General features: G+C 56.5%; 29 protein-coding genes. 19 read left to right on the top strand and 10 right to left on the bottom strand.

The features are described from left to right. Nucleotides 1–82 precede the first annotated feature (82 nt). The 4 genes from EBB79_RS12490 (at nt 83) to EBB79_RS12475 (ending at nt 3,883) form a co-directional block, all read left to right on the top strand. Nucleotides 83–976 (top strand): hypothetical protein, encoded by an 894-nt coding sequence (locus EBB79_RS12490; RefSeq protein ID WP_127749197.1) that lies wholly within the window; start codon nt 83–85, stop codon nt 974–976. A 313-nt stretch (nt 977–1,289) separates the two neighbouring features. Then, nucleotides 1,290–2,057 (top strand): DUF6778 family protein, encoded by a 768-nt coding sequence (locus EBB79_RS12485; RefSeq protein WP_127749196.1) that lies wholly within the window; start codon nt 1,290–1,292, stop codon nt 2,055–2,057. 52 nt (nt 2,058–2,109) lie between these two features. Continuing rightward, on the top strand, nt 2,110–3,324 hold the full coding sequence (locus EBB79_RS12480) for an RSP_2647 family RNA methyltransferase (protein ID WP_127749195.1): 1,215 nt from the start codon (nt 2,110–2,112) through the stop codon (nt 3,322–3,324). A gap of 13 nt (nt 3,325–3,337) precedes the next feature. Then, entirely contained in the window at nt 3,338–3,883 is a 546-nt protein-coding gene (locus tag EBB79_RS12475; RefSeq protein ID WP_127749194.1) for an RSP_2648 family PIN domain-containing protein, read from the top strand. A gap of 96 nt (nt 3,884–3,979) precedes the next feature. Here the strand turns inward: EBB79_RS12475 and EBB79_RS12470 are convergent, their stop codons facing one another. The 6 genes from EBB79_RS12470 to EBB79_RS12450 form a co-directional block, all read right to left on the bottom strand. Continuing rightward, the gene (locus EBB79_RS12470) at nt 3,980–4,666 is read right to left on the bottom strand and encodes a M48 family metallopeptidase (RefSeq protein WP_127749193.1); all 687 of its coding nucleotides are present in this window, start codon (nt 4,664–4,666) and stop codon (nt 3,980–3,982) included. Nucleotides 4,667–4,719: 53 nt separating this feature from the next. Further along, nucleotides 4,720–5,904 carry a vWA domain-containing protein gene (locus EBB79_RS12465; RefSeq protein WP_127749192.1) on the bottom strand — a complete coding sequence of 395 codons (1,185 nt, stop codon included), beginning with the start codon at nt 5,902–5,904 and terminating at the stop codon, nt 4,720–4,722. 4 nt (nt 5,905–5,908) lie between these two features. Beyond that, nucleotides 5,909–6,076: a hypothetical protein gene (locus EBB79_RS24440; protein ID WP_164860799.1), complete on the bottom strand. Its 168-nt coding sequence runs from the start codon at nt 6,074–6,076 to the stop codon at nt 5,909–5,911. 14 nt (nt 6,077–6,090) lie between these two features. After that, a complete protein-coding gene (locus tag EBB79_RS12460; protein ID WP_127749191.1) occupies nt 6,091–7,446 on the bottom strand; it encodes a DUF2927 domain-containing protein in 1,356 nt (451 codons plus the stop codon). Further along, nucleotides 7,443–7,892, bottom strand: a complete 450-nt coding sequence (locus tag EBB79_RS12455; RefSeq protein ID WP_127749190.1) for a GNAT family N-acetyltransferase — start codon at nt 7,890–7,892, stop codon at nt 7,443–7,445. Before EBB79_RS12455 ends, EBB79_RS12460 begins: the two co-directional genes overlap by 4 nt. 90 nt (nt 7,893–7,982) lie before the next feature. After that, nucleotides 7,983–8,822 (bottom strand): AAA family ATPase, encoded by an 840-nt coding sequence (locus tag EBB79_RS12450; protein ID WP_127749189.1) that lies wholly within the window; start codon nt 8,820–8,822, stop codon nt 7,983–7,985. Nucleotides 8,823–9,008: 186 nt separating this feature from the next. Between EBB79_RS12450 and dksA the strand changes: the two genes are divergently transcribed. Both dksA and EBB79_RS12440 read left to right on the top strand, forming a co-directional pair. Further along, on the top strand, nt 9,009–9,431 hold the full coding sequence (dksA, locus tag EBB79_RS12445) for an RNA polymerase-binding protein DksA (protein WP_127750981.1): 423 nt from the start codon (nt 9,009–9,011) through the stop codon (nt 9,429–9,431). A gap of 92 nt (nt 9,432–9,523) precedes the next feature. Beyond that, nucleotides 9,524–10,699: an FAD-dependent monooxygenase gene (locus EBB79_RS12440; protein ID WP_127749188.1), complete on the top strand. Its 1,176-nt coding sequence runs from the start codon at nt 9,524–9,526 to the stop codon at nt 10,697–10,699. Between the two features lie 44 nt (nt 10,700–10,743). Here the strand turns inward: EBB79_RS12440 and xth are convergent, their stop codons facing one another. Then, complete coding sequence (xth, locus tag EBB79_RS12435) at nt 10,744–11,550, bottom strand: exodeoxyribonuclease III (RefSeq protein ID WP_127749187.1); 807 nt, start codon at nt 11,548–11,550, stop codon at nt 10,744–10,746. Nucleotides 11,551–11,903: 353 nt separating this feature from the next. Between xth and EBB79_RS12430 the strand changes: the two genes are divergently transcribed. Beyond that, nucleotides 11,904–12,197 carry a DUF6749 family protein gene (locus EBB79_RS12430; protein WP_127749186.1) on the top strand — a complete coding sequence of 98 codons (294 nt, stop codon included), beginning with the start codon at nt 11,904–11,906 and terminating at the stop codon, nt 12,195–12,197. Between the two features lie 64 nt (nt 12,198–12,261). Continuing rightward, nucleotides 12,262–13,332 carry a DUF6902 family protein gene (locus tag EBB79_RS12425; protein ID WP_127749185.1) on the top strand — a complete coding sequence of 357 codons (1,071 nt, stop codon included), beginning with the start codon at nt 12,262–12,264 and terminating at the stop codon, nt 13,330–13,332. A 31-nt stretch (nt 13,333–13,363) separates the two neighbouring features. Here EBB79_RS12425 and EBB79_RS12420 read toward each other — a convergent pair whose 3' ends face one another. Further along, on the bottom strand, nt 13,364–13,687 hold the full coding sequence (locus tag EBB79_RS12420) for a HesB/IscA family protein (RefSeq protein ID WP_127749184.1): 324 nt from the start codon (nt 13,685–13,687) through the stop codon (nt 13,364–13,366). 90 nt (nt 13,688–13,777) lie between these two features. Here EBB79_RS12420 and EBB79_RS12415 point away from each other — a divergent pair, with 90 nt between their 5' ends. The 8 genes from EBB79_RS12415 to EBB79_RS12380 all read left to right on the top strand — a co-directional run bounded on the left by EBB79_RS12415 (nt 13,778) and on the right by EBB79_RS12380 (nt 21,155). Beyond that, nucleotides 13,778–14,932, top strand: a complete 1,155-nt coding sequence (locus tag EBB79_RS12415) for a deoxyguanosinetriphosphate triphosphohydrolase (protein ID WP_127749183.1) — start codon at nt 13,778–13,780, stop codon at nt 14,930–14,932. A 93-nt stretch (nt 14,933–15,025) separates the two neighbouring features. Next, a complete protein-coding gene (locus EBB79_RS12410) occupies nt 15,026–15,325 on the top strand; it encodes a YciI family protein (RefSeq protein ID WP_127749182.1) in 300 nt (99 codons plus the stop codon). Nucleotides 15,326–15,457: 132 nt separating this feature from the next. Beyond that, complete coding sequence (gene argS / locus EBB79_RS12405) at nt 15,458–17,203, top strand: arginine--tRNA ligase (protein WP_127749181.1); 1,746 nt, start codon at nt 15,458–15,460, stop codon at nt 17,201–17,203. Between the two features lie 49 nt (nt 17,204–17,252). After that, the gene (locus EBB79_RS12400) at nt 17,253–18,404 is read left to right on the top strand and encodes an SPOR domain-containing protein (protein WP_238704886.1); all 1,152 of its coding nucleotides are present in this window, start codon (nt 17,253–17,255) and stop codon (nt 18,402–18,404) included. Beyond that, nucleotides 18,404–19,435 carry a beta-N-acetylhexosaminidase gene (gene nagZ / locus EBB79_RS12395; protein ID WP_127749180.1) on the top strand — a complete coding sequence of 344 codons (1,032 nt, stop codon included), beginning with the start codon at nt 18,404–18,406 and terminating at the stop codon, nt 19,433–19,435. Before EBB79_RS12400 ends, nagZ begins: the two co-directional genes overlap by 1 nt. Further along, nucleotides 19,428–20,219, top strand: a complete 792-nt coding sequence (locus EBB79_RS12390) for a segregation and condensation protein A (protein ID WP_127749179.1) — start codon at nt 19,428–19,430, stop codon at nt 20,217–20,219. The genes nagZ and EBB79_RS12390 overlap by 8 nt, the downstream gene beginning before the upstream one ends. Beyond that, the gene (scpB, locus tag EBB79_RS12385; protein WP_127749178.1) at nt 20,219–20,866 is read left to right on the top strand and encodes an SMC-Scp complex subunit ScpB; all 648 of its coding nucleotides are present in this window, start codon (nt 20,219–20,221) and stop codon (nt 20,864–20,866) included. The genes EBB79_RS12390 and scpB overlap by 1 nt, the downstream gene beginning before the upstream one ends. 76 nt (nt 20,867–20,942) lie before the next feature. Continuing rightward, a complete protein-coding gene (locus tag EBB79_RS12380) occupies nt 20,943–21,155 on the top strand; it encodes a hypothetical protein (protein WP_127749177.1) in 213 nt (70 codons plus the stop codon). Here the strand turns inward: EBB79_RS12380 and EBB79_RS12375 are convergent. Further along, nucleotides 21,115–22,275 carry an MFS transporter gene (locus EBB79_RS12375; RefSeq protein ID WP_127749176.1) on the bottom strand — a complete coding sequence of 387 codons (1,161 nt, stop codon included), beginning with the start codon at nt 22,273–22,275 and terminating at the stop codon, nt 21,115–21,117. The two genes, EBB79_RS12380 and EBB79_RS12375, sit on opposite strands and share 41 nt — an antisense overlap. A 135-nt stretch (nt 22,276–22,410) precedes the next feature. Here EBB79_RS12375 and EBB79_RS12370 point away from each other — a divergent pair, with 135 nt between their 5' ends. Next, nucleotides 22,411–22,878 (top strand): Lrp/AsnC family transcriptional regulator, encoded by a 468-nt coding sequence (locus tag EBB79_RS12370; protein WP_238704885.1) that lies wholly within the window; start codon nt 22,411–22,413, stop codon nt 22,876–22,878. A gap of 23 nt (nt 22,879–22,901) precedes the next feature. Here EBB79_RS12370 and EBB79_RS12365 read toward each other — a convergent pair whose 3' ends face one another. Then, nucleotides 22,902–23,201, bottom strand: a complete 300-nt coding sequence (locus tag EBB79_RS12365; RefSeq protein ID WP_127749174.1) for a DUF6476 family protein — start codon at nt 23,199–23,201, stop codon at nt 22,902–22,904. Here EBB79_RS12365 and EBB79_RS12360 point away from each other — a divergent pair. Both EBB79_RS12360 and rpoH read left to right on the top strand, forming a co-directional pair. Then, entirely contained in the window at nt 23,200–24,234 is a 1,035-nt protein-coding gene (locus tag EBB79_RS12360; RefSeq protein ID WP_127749173.1) for an RluA family pseudouridine synthase, read from the top strand. The two genes, EBB79_RS12365 and EBB79_RS12360, sit on opposite strands and share 2 nt — an antisense overlap. Nucleotides 24,235–24,522: 288 nt before the next feature. Further along, a complete protein-coding gene (rpoH, locus tag EBB79_RS12355; RefSeq protein ID WP_127749172.1) occupies nt 24,523–25,419 on the top strand; it encodes an RNA polymerase sigma factor RpoH in 897 nt (298 codons plus the stop codon). The last annotated feature ends 73 nt before the right edge of the window (nt 25,420–25,492 follow it).

Here is a 25,492-nt window from a genome sequence, read left to right as displayed (position 1 = left end):
GTCTCAGCACTTTAGACCCCGTAACCTTGCCAATAGGCCCTGCTATTTCCGGGTATCAGTTTAACCAGTATTGGGGAGTTTTATGTCCAAGGAATGGGATAACATATTAAAAGCACAAAAAAAGCTGCAGCCACAGATCAAGAAGTTCGATTCAAGCATTGCGGAAAAGCAGATCAAGAAAATCAAACTGGCGCTCGAGACCGCCTGGGATGCAGAAGATGTCCTGGCCGCGGCGCTCAAAAAGGCAAAGGAGGCTGGCCTTAAGGGGAAGAAGCCAGCAGATTTCATGGCCGACGCTGAATTCAAGGCCGCGCTGGGAAAGTTGAAAAAGGAAGCTGCGCAGCACGCGAAGGACGTTAAAATCCTGGATGCCTTTAGCAAACAGGCCACTCCCACTTTCAAAGAGCTGACCAAATTGCTGGCGACAGTGAATAAACTCATCAACGAAAAAGACAAGGAACAGGTCAAAGTTCAAGACGCACTGACCGCCGGACATGAAAAGGTGAAGTTCTCGGCGCAATCAAAAGGAAAACTCACGCCGGCCGAAATATTTTATGGTGCACAATTAGACCGGGTTGTGGACAGGGTGATCAACAAATCCAAAGACGCGGGTAAATCCGGCCCTGCGGGTGATGCTGCCAAACTGATCGAGCTGAAAGAGTTGACCAAAAATTCAAAAGCGACGAAAAAAATGGCCACTCAGATAGAAAAACTGTGTGTGAATGCTGTGAATAAGGCTGAAACGAACAAAAAGGCCGCTGTCCAGTATCTGAAAAAGGCGTCTGAATTGCACAAGAAGCAAAAGGAATTCAACACGGCCTATTTGGCGGTCAAAAAGAAGAATGCAGATCTGATCAAGAAATCCAAAGACAAGTCGAAGATCCTCAGGGGCATTGCCGCCATTCTATCATTACATAAACAGTCGTCGGATCTGTATTCGGCGGCATTGGACGAGGTCAAAGAGCTGGCACCCTAGAAGTGCAATCGCGCTAAAGACAGTTTGGGATCACTTCGGACCATCCATAAACACTTTAACACGCTTTTGATCCGGCCTGCCGGGACTGAAAAAGGTGCCGAAAAAGGTGGGTCGCCTTAACACACATGTTAAGACCAATGAACAAGCTGCTGCGGAAGGCCTTTAAAACAGGGCGCTGGGGGGCAGGCGGCGTCAATACTTATTAACATATCGTGAAATTGCGCCAAATTTGTCTAAATACTGCCCAAATTTGGAGCGACCTTGCACATGACCCAACGACCGGGACATTCCGGCCGCCGCAAGGAGCACCCAAATGACTATCATTCGTAAACTGATGCTGCTGACTGTTGGATTGACCGTTTCGGCCTGTGCTGCAGTGGATGTGCCAACACGTAACGCGCCGTTTGAACTGCTGCCGGAGGGACAGGTAAGCATCCCTGTCGGGTATGATACACGTGAAGAGATTAAACCGCTTGTGGTGTCACAAGGCGGGTCTCCTTCTGTGACAAACGTGACACCCGTTGTTGCTGTGGATGCCTTTGGCGGAGCAGAATTTGCAGCTCAGAAGGTGCCTGTTCATGTGGCCGCTGTACAGGTCCGCGTGCCCCGCTCGCTAAAAGTCTCGGAGGCCAATCGCTATCTGCCATATGGTGATATCGTCTGGCGTGAGGATCCTGTTGGCGACCGCTACGTTCAGGTGCAAACAATCGTACAGACTGCAATGGATCGTGGTGTTGCGGGGCTGGATGGGCCTGTACCAGTCATTCTGGATATCCAGATCACCAAGTTCCACGCCTTGACTGAAAAGGCCCGCTATACCACTGGCGGTCGCCATGGGATCTCGTTTGAGATGACCGTGAAACACGCAGAAACCGGTGCGTTGCTGTTGCCCACGCGCAGCGTTCGGGCAGACCTAAATGCATATGGTGGCCAGCAGGCCTTGGTCGCTATGGCCCATGGTCAGACCCAGAAAGTGCGGATCACACAGCATCTCGCTGGAGTGATTCACCAAGAGCTGACCAAACCGGAAACCTATAAAGACGCCAGTGCTGGCTTTGTTCAGATGCTCTACAACTTTTAACAAGCGTCTATCGGGCCTTCCCCTGATCCAATGATACCGCTAAGAGGAGGCCATGACAGCCTCCTCTTCTGCGTCCCAGCGCGCCCGCGTCCGTATGAAACCCAAATCCAACGCCCGCGCCATACGGCACGGGTTTCCCTGGGTCTATGCCAACGAGCTGGTCACTGACCGGCGCACCCGTAAACTGACCCCCGGCGCACTGGCGGTGCTCGAGGATGAGGTGCAAACCCCGATGGGTCTGGTGACGGTTAATCCCGACAGCAAGATCATCGCCCGGATGCTGGATCGCGATCCAGAGGCTGAGCTGAATTTGGCTTGGTTTGAGGCCCGGCTGAGCCGCGCGCTGCAAATGCGCGAGCAGTTGTTTGACGCGCCTTTCTATCGTCTGGTCCACGCTGAATCCGACGGTTTGCCCGGTGTGGTTATTGACCGGTTTGGCTCGGCTTGTGTGCTGCAGCCCAACGCCGCTTGGGCCGAAGCGCACCTGGATCTGTTGACGCAGGCTTTGATCAATGTCACGGGCGTTGATGTGGTGCTGAAGAACGCCGCTGGTCGCACCCGCAGCCTCGAAGGGCTGGATGATGTGAATATGGTACTGCACGGCACTGCGCCCGAGGCCCCGATTGCGGTGCAGATGAATGGTGCCAGCTATATGGCAGACCTTACTGGCGGTCAGAAAACGGGCTTGTTCTATGACCAGCGCCCCAATCACGCCTTTGCGGCCCGTCTGGCAGCCCCCGGCGCGCGGGTGTTGGATGTGTTTTCCCATGTTGGCGGTTTTGGTCTGGCGATGCTGGCCGCAGGTGCCGGTTCGGCCCTCTGTGTTGACGGTTCAGCCCCAGCGCTGGCCTTGGCGGAACAAGGCGCAGTTGCCAGTGGGTTTGGCGACCAGCTGAGCATCCGTCAGGGCGATGCCTTTGACACGCTGGCGGCGCTGGAGGCCGAAGGCGAAATGTTCGACGTGGTGATCTGCGATCCACCTGCATTTGCGCCGTCAAAACCCACACTGGAGGCGGGCTTGCGGGCCTATGAGCGTATCGCCAAACTGGCAGCCCCTCTGGTCAAACCCGGTGGCTACCTCGGCTTGTGTTCCTGCAGCCATGCTGCCGACCTCAGCAAATTCCGTGGGGCCTCGGCGCGGGGTATTGGCCGGGCAGGGCGTTCGGCGCAATTGATCCGCACCGGATTTGCCGGGCCGGATCACCCACAGCTGCCACAACTGGCCGAAAGCGGCTATCTCAAGTCCGTGTTCTTCCGGCTCGACTAAGGCAGCGCCCCGGGTGAAATTGCTGCTTGATACCTGTGTGCTGTACCCGACGGTGATGCGCGAAATGCTACTGGGCGCCGCTCGGTTGGGGCATTTCGTGCCCCTTTGGTCGACCCGTATCTTAGGCGAATGGGAGCGTGCAGCGGTGAAATTGGGCCCCTTGGGTGCGGCCCAGGCCAGCGCCGAGATTGCCCTGGTCCGAGCCAACTGGCCCGCGAGTGAACTGCCCCCGGCGCCAGGGCAGGAATCGCGTCTATGGCTGCCGGATGCTGCGGACATCCATGTTCTTGCGGTGGCCATCTCCGGCTCGGCGGATGCTATCGTGACCATGAACAACAAGGACTTTCCGCGCGATATCCTGGCCGAGGAAGGATTGAAGCGTCTCGGCCCGGACGAATTGCTCCATGCGTTGTGGCTGAAAGACAGCAAGGGGTTAGAGCAATTGGGCCAGCGCGTCACCGCCGAGGCATGCCGCCTGTCTGGCAAAGACTGGCAGGTTCGCCCGTTGCTGAAAAAAGCCCGGCTGCCACGCCTCGCCAAAGCCCTCGCCGACTCATAGCTTTCCGCTGGCTTCATCTGGCCAAAAATATCCCAGGGGTGAACTGGCCCTAAGGCCAAGAGGGGGCAGCGCCCCCACTGTCTGAACCAGACCCGCCTAGGTCTGCGCCCATTTCACCTGTAACCGGTCCAGCGCTTCGATGCGTTCCTCGGTTTTTGGATGGCTCATCAACCAGGCGGGGGCCATGCCAGCCCGGGTCTGGGTCAAGGCTTCAAGTTTACGGAACAGGGTCTTTTGCGGCTCCACCCCGATACCTGCCTTAGTCAGCAATGCCGCTGCATATTCATCCGCCTCATATTCATCCCCACGCGACAATCGGGCGGCAATCAGGCTGGTAAGCATACCCGCGATCCAGGGACCAATAAACGGGATATAACGCCCCAGAACCATCATCAATGCGGTGCGCAAGGCATTCTGACCCGAGAAATCAATCATGCGTCGCTTGGCATGACCCAGCGCCACATGGCCCAACTCGTGGGCAATAACCGATGCCAGTTCCTCGGCGGAAACCTCACCGTTCTGGTATTTGCGGTAAAACCCGCGAGTGATGAAAATCCTTCCATCCGGAGCCGCCAGTCCATTGACCGGATCGATTTCATAAATGAACACCGGTATGCGCGAGATCTCCAGCGCGGCGGCCATTCGATCTGTCAGGACCTTCATCTTACGGTCGGCCAGCTCGGTCGACTTTGCATCCAGATCTTTATGGGTGCGCCAGATTGAGATCCGGTACATCACGATGCCATAGGCAACAGCCAGCAGAATTGGGAATAATCTAATCATCCACTAGATATGGGCTGTGCAGGTCCGTTGAACAAGAGAGAATGCAGCACAGGTCAACGTGTCAGTTCTTTCATGCCTTTTTCCAGGCCCGACAGGGTCATGGGCACCATCTGGTCAGCAAAGATGTCGCGGACCATGCTGATTGAATGGGTATGATCCCAGTACTTCTCGGGCACTGGATTGATCCACAGGTTAGACGACCAGTGGTCGCGCGCGCGTTCCAGCCAGACCTGACCAGCCTCTTGGTTCCAATGTTCGTTGGCGCCACCAGGATAGGCAATCTCATAGGGACTCATCGAGGCATCGCCGACAAAGATGCATTTGTAATCAGGGCCGTAGGTGCGCAACACTTCGTGGGTTGGGATCTGCGCATCCCAGCGCCGGGCATTGTCACGCCACACACCTTCGTAAAGACAATTGTGGAAGTAATAATATTCCAGATGCTTGAATTCGCTCCGCGCGGCAGAGAACAGCTCCTCCACCACCTTGATATGGGGATCCATTGATCCGCCAACATCCAGGAACAACAGCACTTTGACCGCGTTGTGGCGCTCGGGGCGGGTTTTGACATCCAGGTAGCCGTGCTCAGCGGTGGAACGGATGGTGCTATCCAGATCCAGCTCTTCGTGGGCGCCCTGACGGACCCAACGGCGCAGGCGTTTCAGGGCGACCTTGATATTTCGGGTGCCCAGTTCAACATCACCATCCAGGTTCCTAAACTCGCGTTTGTCCCAGACTTTGACCGCCCGTTGGTGGCGGCTTTCTTTTTGACCAATGCGGACGCCCTCGGGATTGTAGCCATAGGCCCCAAAGGGGCTGGTTCCGGCCGTGCCAACCCATTTGCTGCCGCCCTGATGGCGACCTTCTTGCTCTTTCAGGCGCTCTTTCAGCGTTTCCATCAGCTTGTCAAAACCGCCCAGGGCTTCAATCTCGGCGCGTTCTTCCTCTGACATATGCTTCTCCGCCATTTTGCGGAGCCACTCTTCTGGAATGTCGACGGCCTCCATCACGGCCTGCGGCGGGATCGCCTCCAGGCCCTGAAACGTGGCAGCAAAGGCGCGATCAAACTTATCAATATTACGCTCATCCTTGACCATTGAGGAGCGGGCCAGGAAGTAGAATGCCTCGACATCATAGGTAGACAAGCCAGTCTTCAGGCATTCGAGAAACGTTAGATATTCGCGTAAGGACACCGGGACCGAGGCGTTACGAAGGTTCTCAAAGAAAGGCTGGAACATGGTTTCAGATCGCCAAACGGTGCACCATTAAGGTCAGCAGCATACCTGCAAGGCCCAGAATGATACCATAGACGGCCGCATATTGAAGAATATCTCCAAGGCGCCCGCCGCGTTTTCGGGCCATGTAGCTGCCAAACAATGCCCCAATTATCAGGCCGCTAATTACGATCATGTTCTATCTTCCGTCTAAGTATTGGGGGCCAGAGCAGCGATTTCATTCATTTTCGCCCGCACAGCCCAATCCGAGCCAAACCCGTAGCGCGCCCACCCCAGGCTGTCCAGTCTGACCGCGCGTGCCGCGTCTAAATCACCTGTCAGGGTCAGGGCTTCGGCTTGCATTAGCATTAGGGTAGACAGCAACGTGGCGCTTTCAAACTGCGCGGCTGTTGGGATGCTGGGCTGCAGCAACGCCCGTGCGGCGCGGCCGTTACCCCGGTTGATTTCATAAGCCGCCATCCGGGCGGCGATATGGGCGCGGTGCAAATTTGTGCTTGGGCTGTTACCAAGATAGTGCATTGCGCTTTTGAAGTGTTTCAGGGCCAGCCGGGGGTCAGACCCCTGAAGCATACGACCAAGTACGAAATGGCTGAACGACCGCCGGTGATCGTTCCAGCCCAAACGTTGTGCGATTGTGGCGGCCTGATTGGCCGCGCGTTTGCGGGTCTCATCCGTCGAGCCCGGGCCGATTGCGGTTTCTATTGCAGCAACCCAGTTGCGCGGAGTTTCCTGTAGCGGAGCCGAAGGGCGAGAATTTCCCTGAGGATTAAGGCGACTTAAAATTGCAGGCAAACGTGCCGAGACCTGAGCCCGGCTCATCCCGGTTGCCAGCTCGGGCGCATATGTGGCGCGCAGGATCAGCATGTCGAACCCGGTCAGCACAGCGTGGACATTGTCGTCGTTGAACACGGAATCCGGTAATCGATACAGATCATTGAGCGGCCCAATGGCCTGCGCCAATTCCTCGTGCAGGCAGTCACGCACCTCTTGCGGGCTGACATCGTTGGGCACAAAAATAGCCAACCTGTCGCGTTTGCGCAGCTGTGACCAATTGGTTTTTGCACGCCGCTTGCTGCGACGGTATTCGGCCAGTGAACTGACGTTTGGCACGACAAAACAAGCCGCCTTGGGCAAGGCCCTGCGGATCTCGGCACTGCTGACGGATTGGATCGTGATACGGGCGTTGCCGTCGCTCACCCGGTGGATATTGACTCCTGCCTCGCGACGCAGCCGGGACAACAGGCTGGCAAGATCCGAGTTCAGGCTTTGGGAAGGGCGTCCCGTGACACGCAGCGTTATGGGGCTGTCAAACCGGGTGAAAACGGGTAACGAGCTTCCCCCTTCCAGTTCGAAGTGCAGATCCAGAAAGTCACGCGCCATATCCTTGTTCGACCGCTGCGGCGGGGCAGGACGCGGTGTCGCAAATCTTTTGACCGGCGGCAGGGCACTGTCGGCAATGTGCGCGCGTGTCGGCGGCTGCTCCAGCGGAACAGTGTCACAGCCAACAAGCAGCAGAGCCGAAACTAATACGAGGCGCCAGATCATGTGCGTTGATATCGGATAAAGGGCGTTTGCTTTCCAACCCTGTCGTATAGTTTGCGCGCCGTCTGGTTAAAGTCCTGGGTAAGCCAGTAGACTGACCCGTTGCCCTTGGCATCGGCGGCGCCATACACCGCCTCGATCAAGGCACGGCCGACACCAGTACCGCGCGTATCAGGCCGGGCATATAGATCCTGCAGGTAGCAGGTGTTGTCCAATGTCCAGTTGTGGCGGTGAAACAAGTAATGGGTCAACCCGACGAGTTTACCATCAGTTTCGGCGATAAAGCAGGAAAAATCCTGAGGGTCGTCCCCGATCAAACGGGCAAACGTGCTGTCGTAGATCTTTTGCGACACTTCGGTTTCGTAAAAGGCCAGATAGTCGCACCACATCTCGGCCCATTCCTGGCGATCATCCATGTGAAGCGGGCGGATCCGCGCGTGTCCAGTCATACTCAGGCAGTCCACTTTCTAAAGAGACGAAATAGAGCGTCAGGTTCAATCATGGTGCCACTGCGCTTGGCAGGTGGCAAGCGGATCCGGTCAGCGTTTGCCACGTGCCATAAAGGCCAGGCGCTCAAACAAGTGCACGTCCTGTTCGTTTTTCAACAGTGCCCCATGCAGGCGTGGCAGCGAATCTGCGCCGTTGCGCGCCAAATCTTCGGGGGATAAATCCTCGGCAAGCAGCAGTTTCAGCCAGTCCAAAACCTCAGAGGTGGAGGGTTTCTTCTTTAACCCGGCAGTGTCGCGAATATCATAAAACTGTGTCAGCGCAGTGGTTAACAGGGCCTGCTTGATGCCGGGGTGATGGACTTCGACAATTTGTTTCATCGTCTCGGCATCGGGGAACCGAATATAATGAAAGAAGCAGCGCCGTAAAAACGCGTCTGGCAGCTCTTTTTCGTTGTTTGAAGTGATGATCATGATCGGGCGATGTTTGGCCCGAACAGTCTCGCCGGTCTCGTATACGTAGAACTCCATTTTATCGAGTTCCTGCAACAGGTCGTTCGGGAATTCGATGTCGGCTTTGTCGATCTCGTCTATCAGCAAGACCAGCCGCTCGTCGGCTTCAAAGGCCTCCCAGAGCTTACCTTTTTTGATGTAATTGCGCACGTCATGCACCCGTTCATCGCCTAGTTGGCTGTCACGCAGCCGCGAAACCGCATCGTATTCGTACAGACCTTGCTGGGCGCGGGTGGTGGATTTGACATTCCATTCAATCATTCGCAGGCCCAGGGAACTGGCGACTTGCCGTGCCAGCTCGGTCTTACCGGTTCCAGGTTCCCCTTTGACCAGCAGGGGCCGTTCAAGGGTAACCGCCGCGTTTACTGCGATTTTCAGGTCGTCGGTTGCAATGTAGTCTTTAGTGCCCTGAAAACGCATATTTTTCCGATCCTGAATGCCCGCGTCTCCGCGACCTGTTGCTGTTACGCTGCTTTTAACCCAGTACAGTTACTATTGTGTAGTGACAATCTCGGATGGAGCAGATAAATGCTGCCTCAGAGGGGGCGGCCTTATGTTTGGGAGTACATTATGACCAACATTCATGGCCTGACCGAAGGAGCCGAAATGAAGCAAGAAGTGTTTCTGCCGGATGACTATCGACCGGCTGAAGATGAACCTTTCATGAATGAAAGGCAGTTGGAATTTTTCCGACGCAAACTATTGAACTGGAAGCAAGATCTTCTGGCGGATAGTCGTGATACAATCGAGGCGTTGCAGGATAATACCCGCAATATCCCTGATGTAGCCGACCGTGCCAGCGAAGAGACCGATCGTGCCTTAGAACTGCGGACCCGTGATCGTCAGCGTAAATTGGTATCCAAGATTGACGCCGCAATCCGCCGTGTGGACGAAGGTGAATACGGATATTGCAACGTGACGGGTGATCCGATTTCGTTGAAACGTCTGAATGCCCGGCCGATTGCGACGATGAGTTTGGAAGCGCAAGAACGTCATGAACGTCGTGAAAAAGTACATCGCGACGATTGAAGCCAGATCAAATATTGAACAAAATAACGCCGGGGCCTGTTGTCCCGGCGTTTTTCGTTTATGTGGGAAGAACATAGGCGGAGTTGGGTGATATGGAACTCAAAGGTCAGAAAGTCACGATTTTGGGCGGGGGTATCGGCGGGTTGACCGCTGCGCTGACATTGTGTCGCAATGGCGCCGAGGTCACCGTACTGGAGCAGGCCGAGGCCATTGCCGAAGTTGGCGCAGGGCTGCAAATCTCTCCGAATGGGGTGTCGGTCCTGGCTGGTCTTGGGCTGCAGGATGATTTGGCTTGGTGCTCGCAGCGGGCAAGGGCCGTGTCTTTACGCGACTATCGCCATGGCCGTCAGGTGGTTCGGTTGGATCTCGACCAATATGCAGTTGGTCAGAATTTTTATTTTGTTCACCGCTCGGACCTGATTTCGATTCTTGTTGACGCTGTGCGTCAGGCCGGCGTGCAGGTTCGATTGCTGCAAAAGGTTGAGCGGGTGGATGCTGGACCGTCTCCGGTGGTACATTTGTCCAATGGCGACCAGTGCGGTGGCGATCTGGTGATTGGCGCCGACGGATTACACTCAAAGACCAGAAAAGCGTTTAACGATCCCGGTCAACCGACCTTTACCGGTCAAGTCGCCTGGCGGGCGACAGTGCCAAACGTACTGGACCTGCCACCCGAAGCGCATGTTTTCATGGGCCCCAAAAAGCATCTGGTTGCCTATCCATTACGAGATGGGAAACGGGTGAATATCGTTGCGGTTCAAGAACGCAGCGCCTGGGCTGCCGAGGGCTGGAATCACAGCGATGACCCCGACAATCTGCGACAGGCGTTCGAGGGTTTCGGCGGCACTGCTGGTGGTTTGCTCTCTGCTGTGGACGAAGTGCGTCTTTGGGGTTTGTTCCGTCATCAGGTGGCGGACAACTGGTGTCAGGGGCGTGTTGCAATACTGGGTGATGCAGCGCATCCGACCCTGCCGTTCATGGCACAAGGGGCCAATATGGCATTGGAAGACGCCTGGGTGTTGACCGCGTCTTTACGCGCATCCGAAAGCGTCGAGTCCGGGCTGAAGCACTATCAGAAACAACGGTACGCCCGCACTGTGCGATTGGTAGAGGCTGCCAATCGAAACGCCTGGAAATACCATCTGCGGGCGCCATTGGCCTGGCCTGCGCATCAGTTTCTAAAGCTTAGTGGACGGTTTGCACCGCAGCGTATGGTCCGCCAGTTTGATTGGATTTACCGTCACGATGTAACCGCCGAACCTTCTTAATATAGGGTCGGCGGCTTGTTTCTTGTCCGGTGGCGCGGCCGCGGTCAGAGATCCAGTTCGACCCAAACGGGCACGTGGTCAGACGGTTTGTCTCCGGCGCGCACTTGCTTGTCGATTTGACAGTCAAGCAGCAAGTCAGCGGCCTGCGGGGTCAGCAGGAAATGATCAATACGGATTCCGTCGTCCCGGTTCCAGGCGCCAGCCTGATAATCCCAGAATGAATAATGGCCCGGCCCCTGATGGCGGGCGCGAAACGCCTCGGTGAAACCCAGATTGACAATGCGCTGATAGGCCGCGCGGCTTTCTGGACGGTGCAGGGCATCCTCGACCCAGGCCTCTGGTCGCTTGGCGTCCTCGGATTGTGGAATGATGTTGTAGTCACCAGCCATAAGGGCAGGAGCATCCTGAGACATCAGCTCTGCTGCACGTATCTGCAATCGCTGCATCCAGCGCATTTTGTAATCGTATTTCCCGCCCGGTACTGGGGTGCCATCGGTCTGCACTTCGACCGGATTGCCATTCGGCAAGTACAGTCCGCAAATGCGTAGGGCCTGTTTTCCAATCACCGTCGCCTCAATCCAGCGCGCCTGAATGTCATCGTCGTCGCCGGGTAACCCGCGTGTTACATCCTCTAGCGGAAGTTTCGACAGGATCGCGACCCCGTTGAACCCTTTTTGGCCATGTGTCTCGACGTTATAGCCGCGGTCCTCGAATAATTCCCGAGGGAAGGCTTCATCAATGGATTTAACCTCTTGCAGCAGCACCACATCGGGTTGGGCCTCATCCAGCCAGGCAGGAAGGGCCAAAGACCTGGCTTTGATACCATTGATGTTAAACGTGGCAATTTTCATCTCAGATCTCCTGTAAAGGCTTAGGGTGATCTATTGCCCATGTTGGCAGTGGGGGCAAGCTGGGGACGCATAGTTGCTTGCCTGATTCGGGTGGGTGTCTGGTTTTCCGGTAGTGAATTATCGCAAAATCAACCTATAGTATAGTAAAGAAGTTTTGCATTTTTGCGCTAGATGATGGTTTGGGCCCAACATTTTGCGATAATTTATTGAACAGTTAATTCATTGAGTTGCGACGTGAAGCCCCCGGTATCTTGATGGATTAAGAAGCCTTTAAGGTGCGTGTTAATTTTATTTTCTTGCTATGCGTGTAGAGATGGAGTGCAACCCGCCATCTACTTTAAGGAGATTTTCCCATGACTGCTCTTCGTAAAAATACAGCGTTTGCCCCAGAAATCACATCAGGCGTTTCCAGTCTATTTGATGGTGATGGCACTGCGTTGTTTTCCTCTGGCTCTGCTCCTGAAATGAGCGCGGATTGCCTGACTGGCGATGCAACCGAGGCCTTTTCCTCTGGGTCGGCTCCGGTTTGTATGTCGGACAGCTTGTCAGGGGATGGAACGCAGATGTTTTCCTCTGGTTCCTCGCCAATCCGCCTACAGCTGACCATTGTGGGCGATGGCACACAGATGTTCTCGTCAGGTAGCTAAGCAATCTTGCCCATTGGCACAGACGGGCGCCTTGTAATCAGTTGGAATGAAAGAAAGCACTCAAATGTCAAACGTCATTCCACTCAAGGCGCCTGGCTCGCAAGTCAGTATTGATCAACAATGTACTGCCCTGATTGGCAACTTCTCACAGCATCGTCGGGTGCAGGGCGATGTGTTCTGGCTGAAGGAAAATGCCGAGCTGTTGAATATTCTTGAATGCACCGGGATGTCGCTCAGCGAAAGCCAAATGCTGCCAATGATCAGTTTCTACAATAGGATCGAAGATCAGATTTGTTTTTTCCAACAATACTACCGTTTCATTCTGTCAATTTGCCTTGATCTCGAAGATTTGGGCCTCGCCGGGGGCAAAGGCGAAGATATTGCCAATTGGGTTGCCCGGGAAGGGCTGGCCGAAGCTGAGCTGTCAGACCTGCAACGTGCTGAAGCCCACAGGTTGATGCAACGGCGCGGTATAAACGGCGTTGTGGACAGTACTGCACTGGAACAGCGTTTGCGGAAATTTATTGGTCGCTCCGGAACCTTTGCGCTGCCCAATCGTAAGGCCGCTTATGAGCTGACACATATCGTGTTTTACTTATCCGAATACGGCCGTGTTGATCCGGAACTGGATCAGAACGCTCTCCTGAGCCTCGAATATGCTGGATTGCTGGCCTATCTGGATCAGAACTCAGATCTGTTGGCAGAGGTCTGTATTGCGCTGCATTACGCTGGTCAGCAGCCACCTGTCGTGTGGATGACTTGGATCGCGCGCCAGACAGCCGGTTTTGTCATTGCGGATGGTAACTCGGGTCAACGATCTGACGCCTATCACGATTATTTCGTTTGTAACTGGCTGATGGCGGCGACGCGACGGCCCTATTTCACCCAGCAGGTGCCAAGGGGCCCCATGCAGGTTAGGCAAAGCGCGACCCAAACAGGATCGTTAAGGCAGATGTCGCAGATGTTATTTGAACTGCATAACCATCGAAGCGCTGATTGGCCATTGATGCGCCAGCATTTGCAATCAGAACTCAGCCAAGAGGCCCATGATATCTTGACCGCTGCCGAAAGCAGTACGGACAATTTCGAGAGCTTCTTTGCAGGTTTTGCACGGGTTGGAGTAAAGTTGGATTAACCAACGGCAACCGGGGCTGCGCGGGTTGAAATTACATTGAAAACGACGTTCCGCAACCGCAACTGGAGGTGGCGTTTGGATTCTCGATGGTGAACCGTGCGCCGATCAGCTCTTCGGTGAAATCAATCACAGCGTTTTCCAGAAATGGCAGTGATACGGAATCCACCACCACTTTTTCGCCCTGACCTTCCAGAACCAAATCGTCAGTTTTGGCGTCGTCCAGTTCAATTTCGTACTGGAACCCGGAACATCCACCGCCTTCGACAGCAATGCGCAGGGCCTGACCCTGTCCGGCAGCGCCGATCTCAGCCAGGCGGGCAAAGGCGCGGTCGGTTACTTTAGGTGGCAGTTGCATGCCCATCTCCACGAAGTTCTGTTGCGGTGCAGTCCATTATATAGAAAGGTAGAGGCCGGGCGACAAGATTTGCAAAGGAAAAGAATTATTATGCATGCGTCTTATGCCTCAAACCCGGAAAATACCCGCGGTCGGTTGGTCGATGAGGAGGAGAGCAGCTTTCGCTCACCGTTCCAGAGGGATCGCGACCGGATCATTCATGCCAGCGCCTTTCGCCGACTGAAGCACAAGACACAGGTCTTTGTTGAACATGAGGGCGACAATTACCGCACGCGGCTGACCCATACGATAGAGGTGGCGCAGGTGGGTCGGACAATTGCCGGGGTCTTGGGATTGAACCAGGAACTGACCGAGGCAGTGGCCTTGGCGCATGATCTTGGCCACACTCCCTTTGGTCACACTGGCGAGGATGCACTGCATGCCTTGATGGCGCCTTATGGCGGATTTGATCACAATGCCCAGGCGATCCGCATCGTGACTGCGCTGGAACAGCACTACGCTGAATTTGATGGGCTTAATCTAACGTGGGAGACGCTGGAGGCGATCGCCAAGCACAACGGTCCCGTGGTCGGTGATCTGCCCTACGCCCTGTCCGACTACAATGCGATACATGACCTAGAGCTGTACAGCCATGCCAGCGCCGAGGCGCAAGTGGCCGCACTGGCTGACGATGTTGCCTATAACAATCACGATCTGCATGACGGGTTGCGGGCCGGGTTGTTCACTGATGATGATATATCCCAGCTGTCGATGATTGGGCCAGCCTATGCTGAGGTGGACCGCCTGTACCCGGGCTTAGCCCCCAGCCGTCGCAGACACGAGGCCCTGCGCCGGGTGTTTGGCGTTATGGTCGGCGATGTGATCGACACCTCGCGGGGGGTGATCGCTCGGACGGGGGTGCAATCGGTCGAAGCTGTGCGGGCCCTTGATCATCCGGTGGTTCAGTTTTCGGACCGGATCTGGACCCAGCTGAAAGAGATCCGCGCATTTTTGTTCACCCGCATGTACCGCGCACCGTCTGTGATGGTGAAACGATCCGAGGTCGGCAAGGTGGTCGAGGCGCTGTTCCCTTATTACCTGCAAAATCCATTGCAAATGCCAGAACGCTGGCATGCCCAAATTGCGGCGGCCAATAGCGAAACCGCTCTGGCGCGGATTGTGTCGGACTATATTGCCGGTATGACGGATCGCTTTGCGCTGCAAGAGCATCAGCGGCTGATCATGGGGTTGGAAGTGACCAAGTGACAACCGGCTGGAAATAAGGGCGATCCTAAACTGGCCCTATGACCTTTGTGCATTAGTCTTTCTTTAAGAGGAGAGACATGCAGGGAGGTCAGTATGACACGTTGGACCGTCACCTTTCAGGACGCACCTGAGATGACCAAAATCCGGGCTGACAAGGCGCGCCGGGATGCTCATATTGCCTATGTGCGCGGACGTCCCGGATTGCAGATCGGCGGCACTTTGGCCCTGCGCCCGCAACAGGATTTCCCCGGTGCAATCTGGACTGTCGAGGCTGAAACCCGGGCTGAGGTCGAGAGACTGGTGGTCAAGGATCCATACTACATCCCGTCCCTGCGCCGGTATTCCATTCACAATCAGGGCCAGACCTCTGCGGTCCAGGACATGCTGGCCTAAGCGCCCAGGTGAGGCAAACGAGCCTCCAATCGCCGTTTTACTGCCCTGCATTGTCTGCGATGCGGGCCATAAGATATTGACCCTTGGGCTGGGCGTGATACTTCGCGTGACTGAACCTATGGGACGCCAGACATGAACCTGTTTACAGATATCCGCTCGCTTGTGATTGAAAGCCTCGACACTATGGTGTCTGACGGCACGCTTCCGGCAGGGCTGGACCTGCGAAATGTAGCCGTCGAGCCGCCTCGGGATGCGGCCCATGGCGACATGGCAACCAATGCTGCGATGGTATTGGCCAAAGCAGCCAAGACAAAGCCACGCGATATTGCAGATGCCTTGGCGGCCAAGCTGGTTGCGGATGACCGGATCACATCGGCCGAGGTCGCAGGCCCGGGGTTCCTGAACCTGCGGCTGGCTGGTTCAATCTGGCGAAATGTCCCGAAATCTGTGCTGAGCGCCGGGCTTGACTTTGGCCGCTCGGATATGGGGCAGGGGCTGAAGGTCAACGTCGAATATGTCTCGGCCAATCCCACCGGGCCGCTGCACGTGGGCCACACCCGAGGTGCGGTCTTTGGCGATGCGCTGGCCAGTCTGCTGGACTTTGCCGGCTATGACGTCACCCGCGAATATTACATCAATGATGGTGGCGGTCAGGTCGATGTCTTGGCGCGCTCGGTTTACCTGCGTTACCTTGAGGCCCACGGCCAGGAGGTTGCCTTTCCCGATGGAACATATCCCGGCGATTACCTGATCGAAACTGGCAAGGCGCTAAAGGACAAGGTGGGCGATGCCTATGTTGACCAGCCCGAAGAGATTTGGCTGCAAGACGTCCGGGTGTTCTCGACCGATGCAATGATGGAGCTGATCCGGGCGGATCTGAAGTCACTGGGCGTGGTGATGGATAATTTCTATTCGGAAAAGTCACTGTATGGCACCGGACGAATCGAAAGTGCTATTTCCGAATTGGACACCAAGGGCCTGATTTATGAGGGCGTGCTGGAGCCACCAAAAGGCAAAAAACCTGTCGACTGGGAGCCGCGTGAGCAGACCCTGTTCAAGTCGACAGAGCACGGCGATGACGTGGATCGCCCGGTCAAGAAATCTGACGGCGCCTGGACCTATTTCGCGCCTGACATTGCCTATCACTATGACAAGATCGAGCGCGGTTTTGACTTGCTGATCGACGTCTTGGGTGCTGATCACGGCGGCTATGTCAAACGGATGAAAGCGGCGGTGTCTGCGCTGTCTGATGGTCGTGTCCCGTTGGACATCAAGCTGACACAGCTGGTCAAACTGTTCAAAGATGGCGCCGAGTTCAAGATGTCCAAGCGGGCAGGGACCTTTGTTACCCTGCGCGACGTGGTTGATCTGGTGGGCGCCGATGTCACCCGTTTTGTGATGCTCACCCGCAAGAATGACGCGTCGCTGGACTTTGATTTTTCCAAGGTGCTGGAGCAGTCAAAGGACAATCCGGTGTTCTATGTGCAATATGCAAACGCCCGGATCTGCTCGACCCTGCGCAAGGCCGGGGACGAAAACATCGCAATGGACGACGCAACGCTTGCCAATGCGGACCTGTCACAGTTGGCGGATGATGCGCAAATCGCTGTGGCCAAAAAACTGGCAGAATGGCCACGCCTGGTCGAAATCGCTGCACGCACCCACGAACCCCATCGGGTGGCCTTCTACTTGTATGATCTGGCCTCGGATCTGCACGGACTTTATCACCTGGGCAAATCCAATGATAATTTACGATTTGTTAACACGAGCAGCCAATCGGCAACACATGCGAATTTGGCACTGGCGCGGGCCGTTTCGATTGTTATTTCGTCCGGTTTGGGTATTCTAGGGGTGAAACCAGCGCAGGAGATGCGGTGATACAATCGCCCGAAACGCTGGTCTGAGGCAGTTCTAGAGACCCGAATCTATGCGCAATGTCGCATCGATGGGCAGTGAGGCGGACATGGCGTTTAGCGCGCAAGCTGGCGATAGCCGGGCGTATTCTTTGCAGGGTGCATCCTCTAGCCGGGGTGCGGCCTATGACGGGCAGTACCAATCACAATACCAGCAGTATGATCCGCAGGCCTATGGTCAGGCGGATTCTGATGCGGTGGCTCAAGGCACCTCAAAACCTGCGTCAGGTGACTTCACCAAGACACTGGGCTTTCTGGGCGCTGTGGCATCGTTGGCATTGGTCGTCGGGACCGGTTTTTGGGGGTACAAGCTGGTGGCGCGCGACGTCAGTGGCGTCCCCGTTGTGCGGTCCCTGGAAGGACCCATGAGGGTTCAACCCGTCAATCCAGGTGGCGAGGCCGCTGTTAATCAGGGGCTGGCGGTTAATGATGTTGCCGCCAATGGCATTGCTGCAGATCCTGCGGATCGATTGACCTTGGCGCCGAGCTCGCTGGGTCTGGCCGAAGATGATGGTCCTGTGACCGAGCTTGCAGTTTCTACAACCTCCGAACCGGCACTGGTTCAGGAAGACACAATTACTGAAGGTGAAACTGCGGCCTCGCAAGCCAATGAAATTGATGCGCTGGTGGCCGCACTGACGGCGGGCGTCACACCGATGACACCTGCGCCAAGAGAGGCCGGCACGACCTTGGCGTCTGTTTCGGCGCCGTCCATCGTGCAGCCTGCACCGCTACAGCCCGTCACGTCAGAAAATGCTGTTACTATTGCGCCGGCACCTGGCATGCTCAATGCGCCCGGCGTAAAAGTGTCGCTGCGGCCGCTGGTTCGTCCGGCACGGTTTGCCCCCTCCCAAAGTGCTGCCGTCCCTTCTCAGGGACGATCGACACTTGAAGTTGACGCCGCCAGCCTGCCTGCCGGTACCCGTCTGGCGCAACTTGGCGCCTATGAAAGCGCAGACGTCGCGCGATCCGAGTGGGATCGTATTCAGGGTCGGTTTGAAGACTATCTGGATGACAAAAAACGGGTGATTCAAAAGGCCGAAAGTGGCGGTCGGACGTTTTACAGGCTTCGGGCGATGGGCTTTGATGACCTGTCTGACGCGCGTCGGTTCTGCGCAACATTGGTTGCCGGCAGCGCAGATTGCATTCCTGTGACGACTCGCTAATGCGGTTTGGGGCAACTATCCTGGATGCAGAAGGCCTGCGGTTGACTGCGGACGAGATCAGCCTGTTTCGCGATACCAACCCGTTTGGCTTTATCCTGTTCGCCCGCAATATCGACACTGCGGATCAAATACGGGCACTGTGTGATGATTTCCGCAATGCGGTGGGTCGCAACTGTCTTATTACCATTGATCAAGAAGGTGGCCGGGTTCAACGCCTGCGCCCCCCTTTGGCGCGCCAGTGGCTGGCGCCGCTGGACCATGTTGAGAGCGCTCGTGTAACGGCCCCAACAGATGACCCATTGCGTGCGGTCTGCCGTGCCATGTACCTGCGCTATCGGTTGATCGCCGACGAGCTGTATGGGCTGGGTATCGATAGCAATTGCGCCCCAATGGTTGATTTGGCCGGTGATGACACGCATCCGTTTCTCAAAAATCGCTGTTACGGCGCCGAAGCCCAGACCGTGGCAGGCATTGGCCGCGCGTCGGCGCAGGGCTTGTTGGACGGAGGTGTCTTGCCAGTGTTGAAACACTTGCCGGGCCACGGACGGGCCACCGCCGACAGTCACCACGATCTGCCGCATGTGGGCACGGATCTCACCACCCTTAACAAGACGGACTTTGACGCGTTTCGCAGTTTGAATGACCTGCCGATGGGGATGACTGCGCATTTGGTCTATGATGCCATTGACCCTGAACCGGCCACTCTTTCTGCGGTGATGATGCGTTTGATCCGTGAGCAGATTGGCTTTGATGGGCTGATCATGACCGATGATATTTCGATGAAGGCACTGTCTGGCGCGCCAGCTGCGCTGTCACGCGCTGCGCTGGCGGCTGGCTGTGATGTTGTCCTGCATTGTAACGGAACATTGGCCGAGCGGAGCGAAACCGCGATGGCGGCTGGTGAGATGACCGAGGTGGCGCAGATCCGGGCTGACCACGCGCTTTCGGCGCGGCGAAAACCCGTCGAACTTGACATTGATGCTGCCGAAGAGGAACTATCTGCCCTTATGGGCGGACTGGTATATGGCTGACGATCTGTTTCAGGAGACTGCACAATCGGTGGCCGAAAGGCTGGCGGCTGAAGCGTTGATTGTGGATGTTGACGGCTTTGAGGGCCCTCTTGATGTGTTGCTTAGCCTGTCGCGGACCCAAAAAGTTGACCTTCGCAGGATTTCGGTTCTGGAACTGGCCCGGCAATACCTGAGCTTTGTAGACCGAGCCAAGGTGCTGAGGATCGAGTTGGCGGCGGATTATCTGGTGATGGCAGCCTGGCTGGCCTTCCTGAAATCGCGGCTTTTGTTACCACCTGAACCCGGCGAAGAAGGCCCCAGCGGCGAAGAGCTGGCGGCCCATCTGGCCTTTCAGCTGGAAAGGCTACAGGCCATGCGGGACGCGGCGGCGCAGTTGATGGCGCAGGACCAAATGGGCCGTGACTTCTTTGCCCGCGGTCAGGGTGAGGACATCACCCGGATCAAAACCGTGACCTATAGCGCCACTTTGCTGGATCTGATGCAGGGATATGCCCGCATTCGCACTCGCGACGATTTCCGCCCTTTTGTGATGGACCGTGACTCGGTGTTTACAATGGAAGAGGCGCTGGAACGGATGCGGGGGCTGATTGGCTTTACCGGCAGCTGGACCGATATGTTGAGCTATCTGCCGGATGGATGGCATAGTGATCCGGTGCGCCGCCGCTCTGCGACGGCTGCGACCTTTGCGGCAGCACTGCAGCTGGTGAAAGAGGGTAAACTTGAGTTGCGCCAATCGGACACTTACGCTCCGATCCAGATGCGCAGCTGCGGCGAGGGCCATTGATGGAAGACCACAGTCCAGTTCCCGAAGGCGAAAGCCTTTTTGATGCGCCCTTGATGGCCGAGCAGGAACGCATGGTTGAGGCGGTTTTATTCGCCAGCGCCGCGCCTGTCACTTTGCGGGATTTGGAATCGCGAATGCCACATGGCTGCAACCCGGCCGAGGCGTTGGCCCGTCTGCGGAAAAAATACGAAGGGCGCGGTGTGCAGGTGGTTCGGGTTGGCGACACCTGGGCGATGCGGACGGCCTCTGATCTGGGCTTTCTGATGCAGAAAGAAACGGTTGAGACCCGCAAGCTGAGCCGCGCTGCGATTGAGACGCTGGCCATCATTGCCTACCACCAACCGGTCACCCGTGCCGAAATCGAAGAAATCCGCGGAGTCTCGGTCTCGCGCGGAACCATTGATCAGTTGCTTGAAATGGAGTGGATCCGGTTGGGACGGCGCAAAATGACACCGGGGCGTCCGGTGACCTTTGTGGTGACACCACATTTTCTGGATCATTTCGGGCTAGAGAGCGCGCGAGATTTACCGGGGCTGAAAGAGCTGCGAGCCGCCGGCTTGCTGGAAAACCGTCCGCCGCCAGGCGTGCTGGGTCTTGGTGATTTGGATGATGAAGATGACGAGCAGTCGGAACTGTTCGAGGACTGAAAGCGCGCCGGGTCTGACGCCTCTAATTTGACGTAATCCAGTGATAAAAGCGATTCAGGTTGCAGGGGTTACTATCATGAACGTGAATTTCATTATCAACATGGTTGTCAGGCAACTGGTGCGCCGCGCGGTTAATTTTGGCATCGGTGCGGGAATTAATGCGGCCACCAAACGCGGTAAGGCATCTCGCGGCGCGGCAGATCAGAATGCATCGTCGCCGACGTCTGGACCAGACCGGAAACGCGCCGCTAAGCAGGCGCGTCTGGCGCAGCGGGGCCCGTGGACCTAACCCGGCGAAGCCCCAGCGCCTCGAGTGCTTCGATCAGGCACAGGATCGCCGAGATCGCCAGGCAGCCAGCCAATCCCCAAGTTGCAAAAGCCAATCCTCCAAAAGGCGGTACGGCAAATATGCACAGATATGTCACTGTGCTGTAGAGCCCCATAATGGCACCGCGTTGCGAAGGGTCCAGCGCTGTTAGGCGTGCCACCACAAGGTTCAGTACAAGATGCTGGAATATGCCCCAGACCACCGCTATTGCCAGCAGCCAGTGGAAAGTACCTATCAGCGGTATCATTGCCGCATAGATCATTGATATGACAAGGAATACCGGAGCAGTCGACCGGGCTGGACCCAGCCGGTCGAGCAGGGGATCAACCAGCACCGCCAGACCAAAACCGATACCGTAGAACAGCGGCACCAGTCCGGCCTGGGTGGTGCTGAGTCCCAGTTGTACCGTGACATGGGCACCAATGAAGAAATAGGTGATGTAGAAGGCCAGCATCAGCAACAGAGTGGCCAGCAACCCTCGGGTTATACCCGGTACTTTCAAGGCGGTCAGCGGGGATGTGCCGGTGTTGCCGGTTGTGCCCAACAAGCGCAGACCGGAACTTAGCAGCCAAAGACATGCGGTGCCTGCAGAGAGCGTGACGTAAACCGAGCGCCAGCCCAACACGTCAGTCAACCAGGCCCCTGCGCTGACCCCCAGCACCAACGACAGCGTCCACCCGGTGAGCACAGCCCCCATGGTCTGTGCCTCACGGCCTTTAGGCGCGATGGTGACGGCCAGGGTGTAAATTGAAGGCAAAGCTGCCCCAGCCGCCAATCCGCACAGTGCCTGCGCGGCGATCAGGGCCAGAACGTTGGGGGCAAGGGCACTGGCAGCCAATCCGATGGCCAAAATGACAAGTGCAACCCGCAGCAGACGACCGGCGCCATACCGGTCTCCCAAAGGGGCCAGCAGCAGCGCCGCAGCTGCCACGCCCAGGCCATAGGCGCTGGCCGCCTGCATCACCTGTGCGGCGCTGACGTCCAAGTCAGTGCCCACCGTAGTGACCAAAGGTGACAGCAACAAAGAGTTGGCTCCGATGACACCAATGGCGCTCAGTAGAATGAGAATTGACGCCAACATGGGATTGTCCTCGAATGGTGTTCAGTAATATCTGATATTGGCAGAACTGCATTTTGTTAAGAGGAGAAGGGGCGGACGATTGAAAAAACAGATAGCGTTCGGAAAAAGACCCGTGCGACACGGGGACTGGATGATTTGGACCGAAAAATATTAGGTGAGTTGAGCCAGGATGCCACCCAGCCTTATGCTGCGATTGGCCAAGCGGTTGGTCTGTCACCTCCGGCGGTGCACGAACGGGTCAAACGGTTGCGGGCCTCAGGCGCGATCAAGGCAACGGTGGCACAGCTGGATGGGCCGGCGTTGGGCAAGCCACTGCTGGCCTTTATTCATGTTGATACCGTTGGCTGGGGCAAGACAGCCGCTTTGATGGCGCTTGAAAACTGGCCTGAAGTCGAAGAGATCCACTCGGCCACTGGCGATACCTGCCTGATTCTAAAGGTGCGGGTTGCCTCTCCGCTGGCGCTGGAGGGGTTGCTGTCACAGATCTATGATACCCAAGGCGTGCGCGGCACCCGGACCTACCTGACGCTTTCGACCCATCTGGAGCGGGCCGTCCAGGCCGAAGTTTCAACTGACCTGGAGACCATGGCTGGTATCAAGTAGCATCGCCGGGCAGGGCAATGGGGCTATTCAATGGTGATAGTCTGGCGCAGGGCTCCGCTTTCGGCGTCCAGAATAAGAATGCGGTTGTCATCACTGACCACGGCAATCCAGCCTTTTCCAAAGGTGACAGCTGTGGGCGTGGTGCCATCGGGCAAAGTGATCGTATCGGGTAATGTGACACCTTTATCCGACAAGCGGATGACAAGCAGGCTAATTACCACTACAAGCCCGCCAATCATGACCGCGGTGAGCGTGGTCACCAGCCGTCTCAGGAACTTTAGCTGAGCCGGTTCTTCGATTTCGGGTTCGGAAGGACGTGTCATGGGCAGCCGCCAAATTGAGTTTGTCATTGCGGATAACCCGCCTAACCGGCTTGATAAGGCGCTTTCGCGGGATGTGCCAGTGGAAGCGACCCTGTCACGCACCCGATTGGCCCGGTTGATAGTCGCTGGCGCCGTCACGGTGGATGGGGTTGTGGTTGATGACCCCAAGGCCAAGGTGGCCGAAGACGCAATGATCCTGGTCACCGTGGACGAGGCCGAAGACAGCCATATCGGCCCCGAGGATATCGCGCTGGACGTGATCTATGAAGATGATGATCTGATTGTAGTGAACAAACCCGTTGGCATGGTTGTGCACCCGGCGCCGGGCACACCGTCGGGGACCTTGGTCAACGCGCTACTGCATCACTGCGGCGAGAACCTCTCCGGTGTCGGCGGAGTGAAGCGGCCCGGTATTGTGCACCGGATCGACAAGGAAACCAGTGGCCTGCTGGTGGTGGCCAAATCCGATGTGGCGCATCAGGGGCTGGCAAAGCAATTCGAAAAGCACACGGTTGAACGGTACTACCGCGCTATCTGTTACGGTGTGCCGGATGCCAATGATCCGCGCCTGCGCGGCATCAAGGGCACCAGCTTTGAACCCGGCAACATCTTGAAACTGACCACCCAACTGGCGCGCCATAAACATGATCGCCAGAAACAAGCCGTGTTGTTCCAAGGCGGGCGCCATGCGGTGACGCGGGCGCGGATTGTCGAACCCTTTGGCAATCCCGGCGTGGTGGCCCTGATCGAATGCTGGCTGGAAACCGGCCGCACCCATCAGATCCGTGTCCATATGGCCCATGCCGGTCACGGGTTGGTGGGCGATCCGACCTATGGTGGGAAACGCAAACTGGCGGCTAAGTCGCTGGCTCCGGCAGCGCACGACGCCCTGCGCGCTTTCCCACGTCAGGCGTTGCACGCGGCGGTTCTGGGATTTGTGCATCCGGTCTCTGGCGAAGAGATGCGGTTTGAAGCGCCAATGCCCAGCGATATGGATGCGTTGATGGAGACGTTGCGCCTGCCGGCTGAATAGTCAAATGCTGGCGTATTGTGACCGCTCGGCCGAAAGGTCGGGCGGGTCTGACCTTTGCCGGAAGGGCGCTTGGCATCTCTCCTAGGCCGGGCGCGCCTTTGGGTTTTTCGCTCGGCGGCGCACGGCCCGATACTTTCGGTAACTTTTTGCACATCCCTGTGAAGCAGATCACAGACGCGGCTTCTCGTGTTAGTATATCAGAAAGTCATAGCACCTCTTGAAAGAGAAGAAGTGCTTACCCATATGCTGATATGTTAAGTCCTTATACATTAGGGAGGGGCACACTACATGGCTAACTTTAAGAACCTACCTGCACCAACACCAGAGGGCGGGTTGAACCGCTATATGCAGGAAATCCGCAAGTTCCCGCTACTGGAACCGGAAGAAGAATACATGCTGGCCAAGGCCTGGGTGGAAAAGGAAGACAGCGGTGCCGCGCACCGTATGGTCACCTCGCACCTGCGGTTGGCAGCAAAGATCGCTATGGGATATCGTGGCTACGGGTTGCCTCAGGCCGAGGTGATTTCAGAGGCCAACGTTGGTTTGATGCAGGCTGTGAAGCGGTTTGACCCCGAACGTGGGTTCCGTTTGGCAACCTATGCAATGTGGTGGATCCGGGCCTCGATTCAGGAATACATCCTGCGGTCCTGGTCGCTGGTGAAACTGGGCACAACCTCGGCGCAGAAAAAGCTGTTCTTCAACCTGCGCAAGGCCAAAGCCCGCATCGGTGCGCTGGAAGATGGCGACATGCACCCTGATAACGTCAAGCGCATTGCCACTGATCTGGGTGTGACTGAGGCCGAGGTGATCTCGATGAACCGGCGGATGTCGGGCGGAGATGCCTCGCTGAATGCCACCGTGGGGTCCGAAGGCGAAGGCACCATGCAATGGCAGGATTGGCTGGAAGACGAAAGCGCTGATCAGGCTGGCGACTACGAAGAACGTAATGAACTGGACGCCCGCCGTGAATTGCTAAGCGAAGCGCTGGAAGTGCTGAATGAACGTGAAAAGGACATTCTGACTCAACGTCGTCTGGCTGAAAAGGCCCAGACACTAGAGGAGCTGAGTGGTCAGTACAGCGTCAGCCGCGAGCGTATCCGGCAGATTGAAGTGCGTGCCTTTGAAAAGCTGCAGACAAAGATGCGTGAACTGGCGCTGGCCAAAGGTATGATGGCGACAGCTTAACCCAAGCCTTTGGATTTGAAATGTCGGAAAGGCGGTGCAGATGCGCCGCCTTTTTTGATGCTGACAATCAAAA

It is taken from the genome of Parasedimentitalea marina, assembly GCF_004006175.1.
Taxonomy (GTDB): Bacteria; Pseudomonadota; Alphaproteobacteria; order Rhodobacterales; family Rhodobacteraceae; genus Parasedimentitalea; species Parasedimentitalea marina.
The sequence above is the reverse complement of the archived record's forward strand: the minus strand, read 5'-3'. Positions and strand labels throughout refer to the sequence as shown.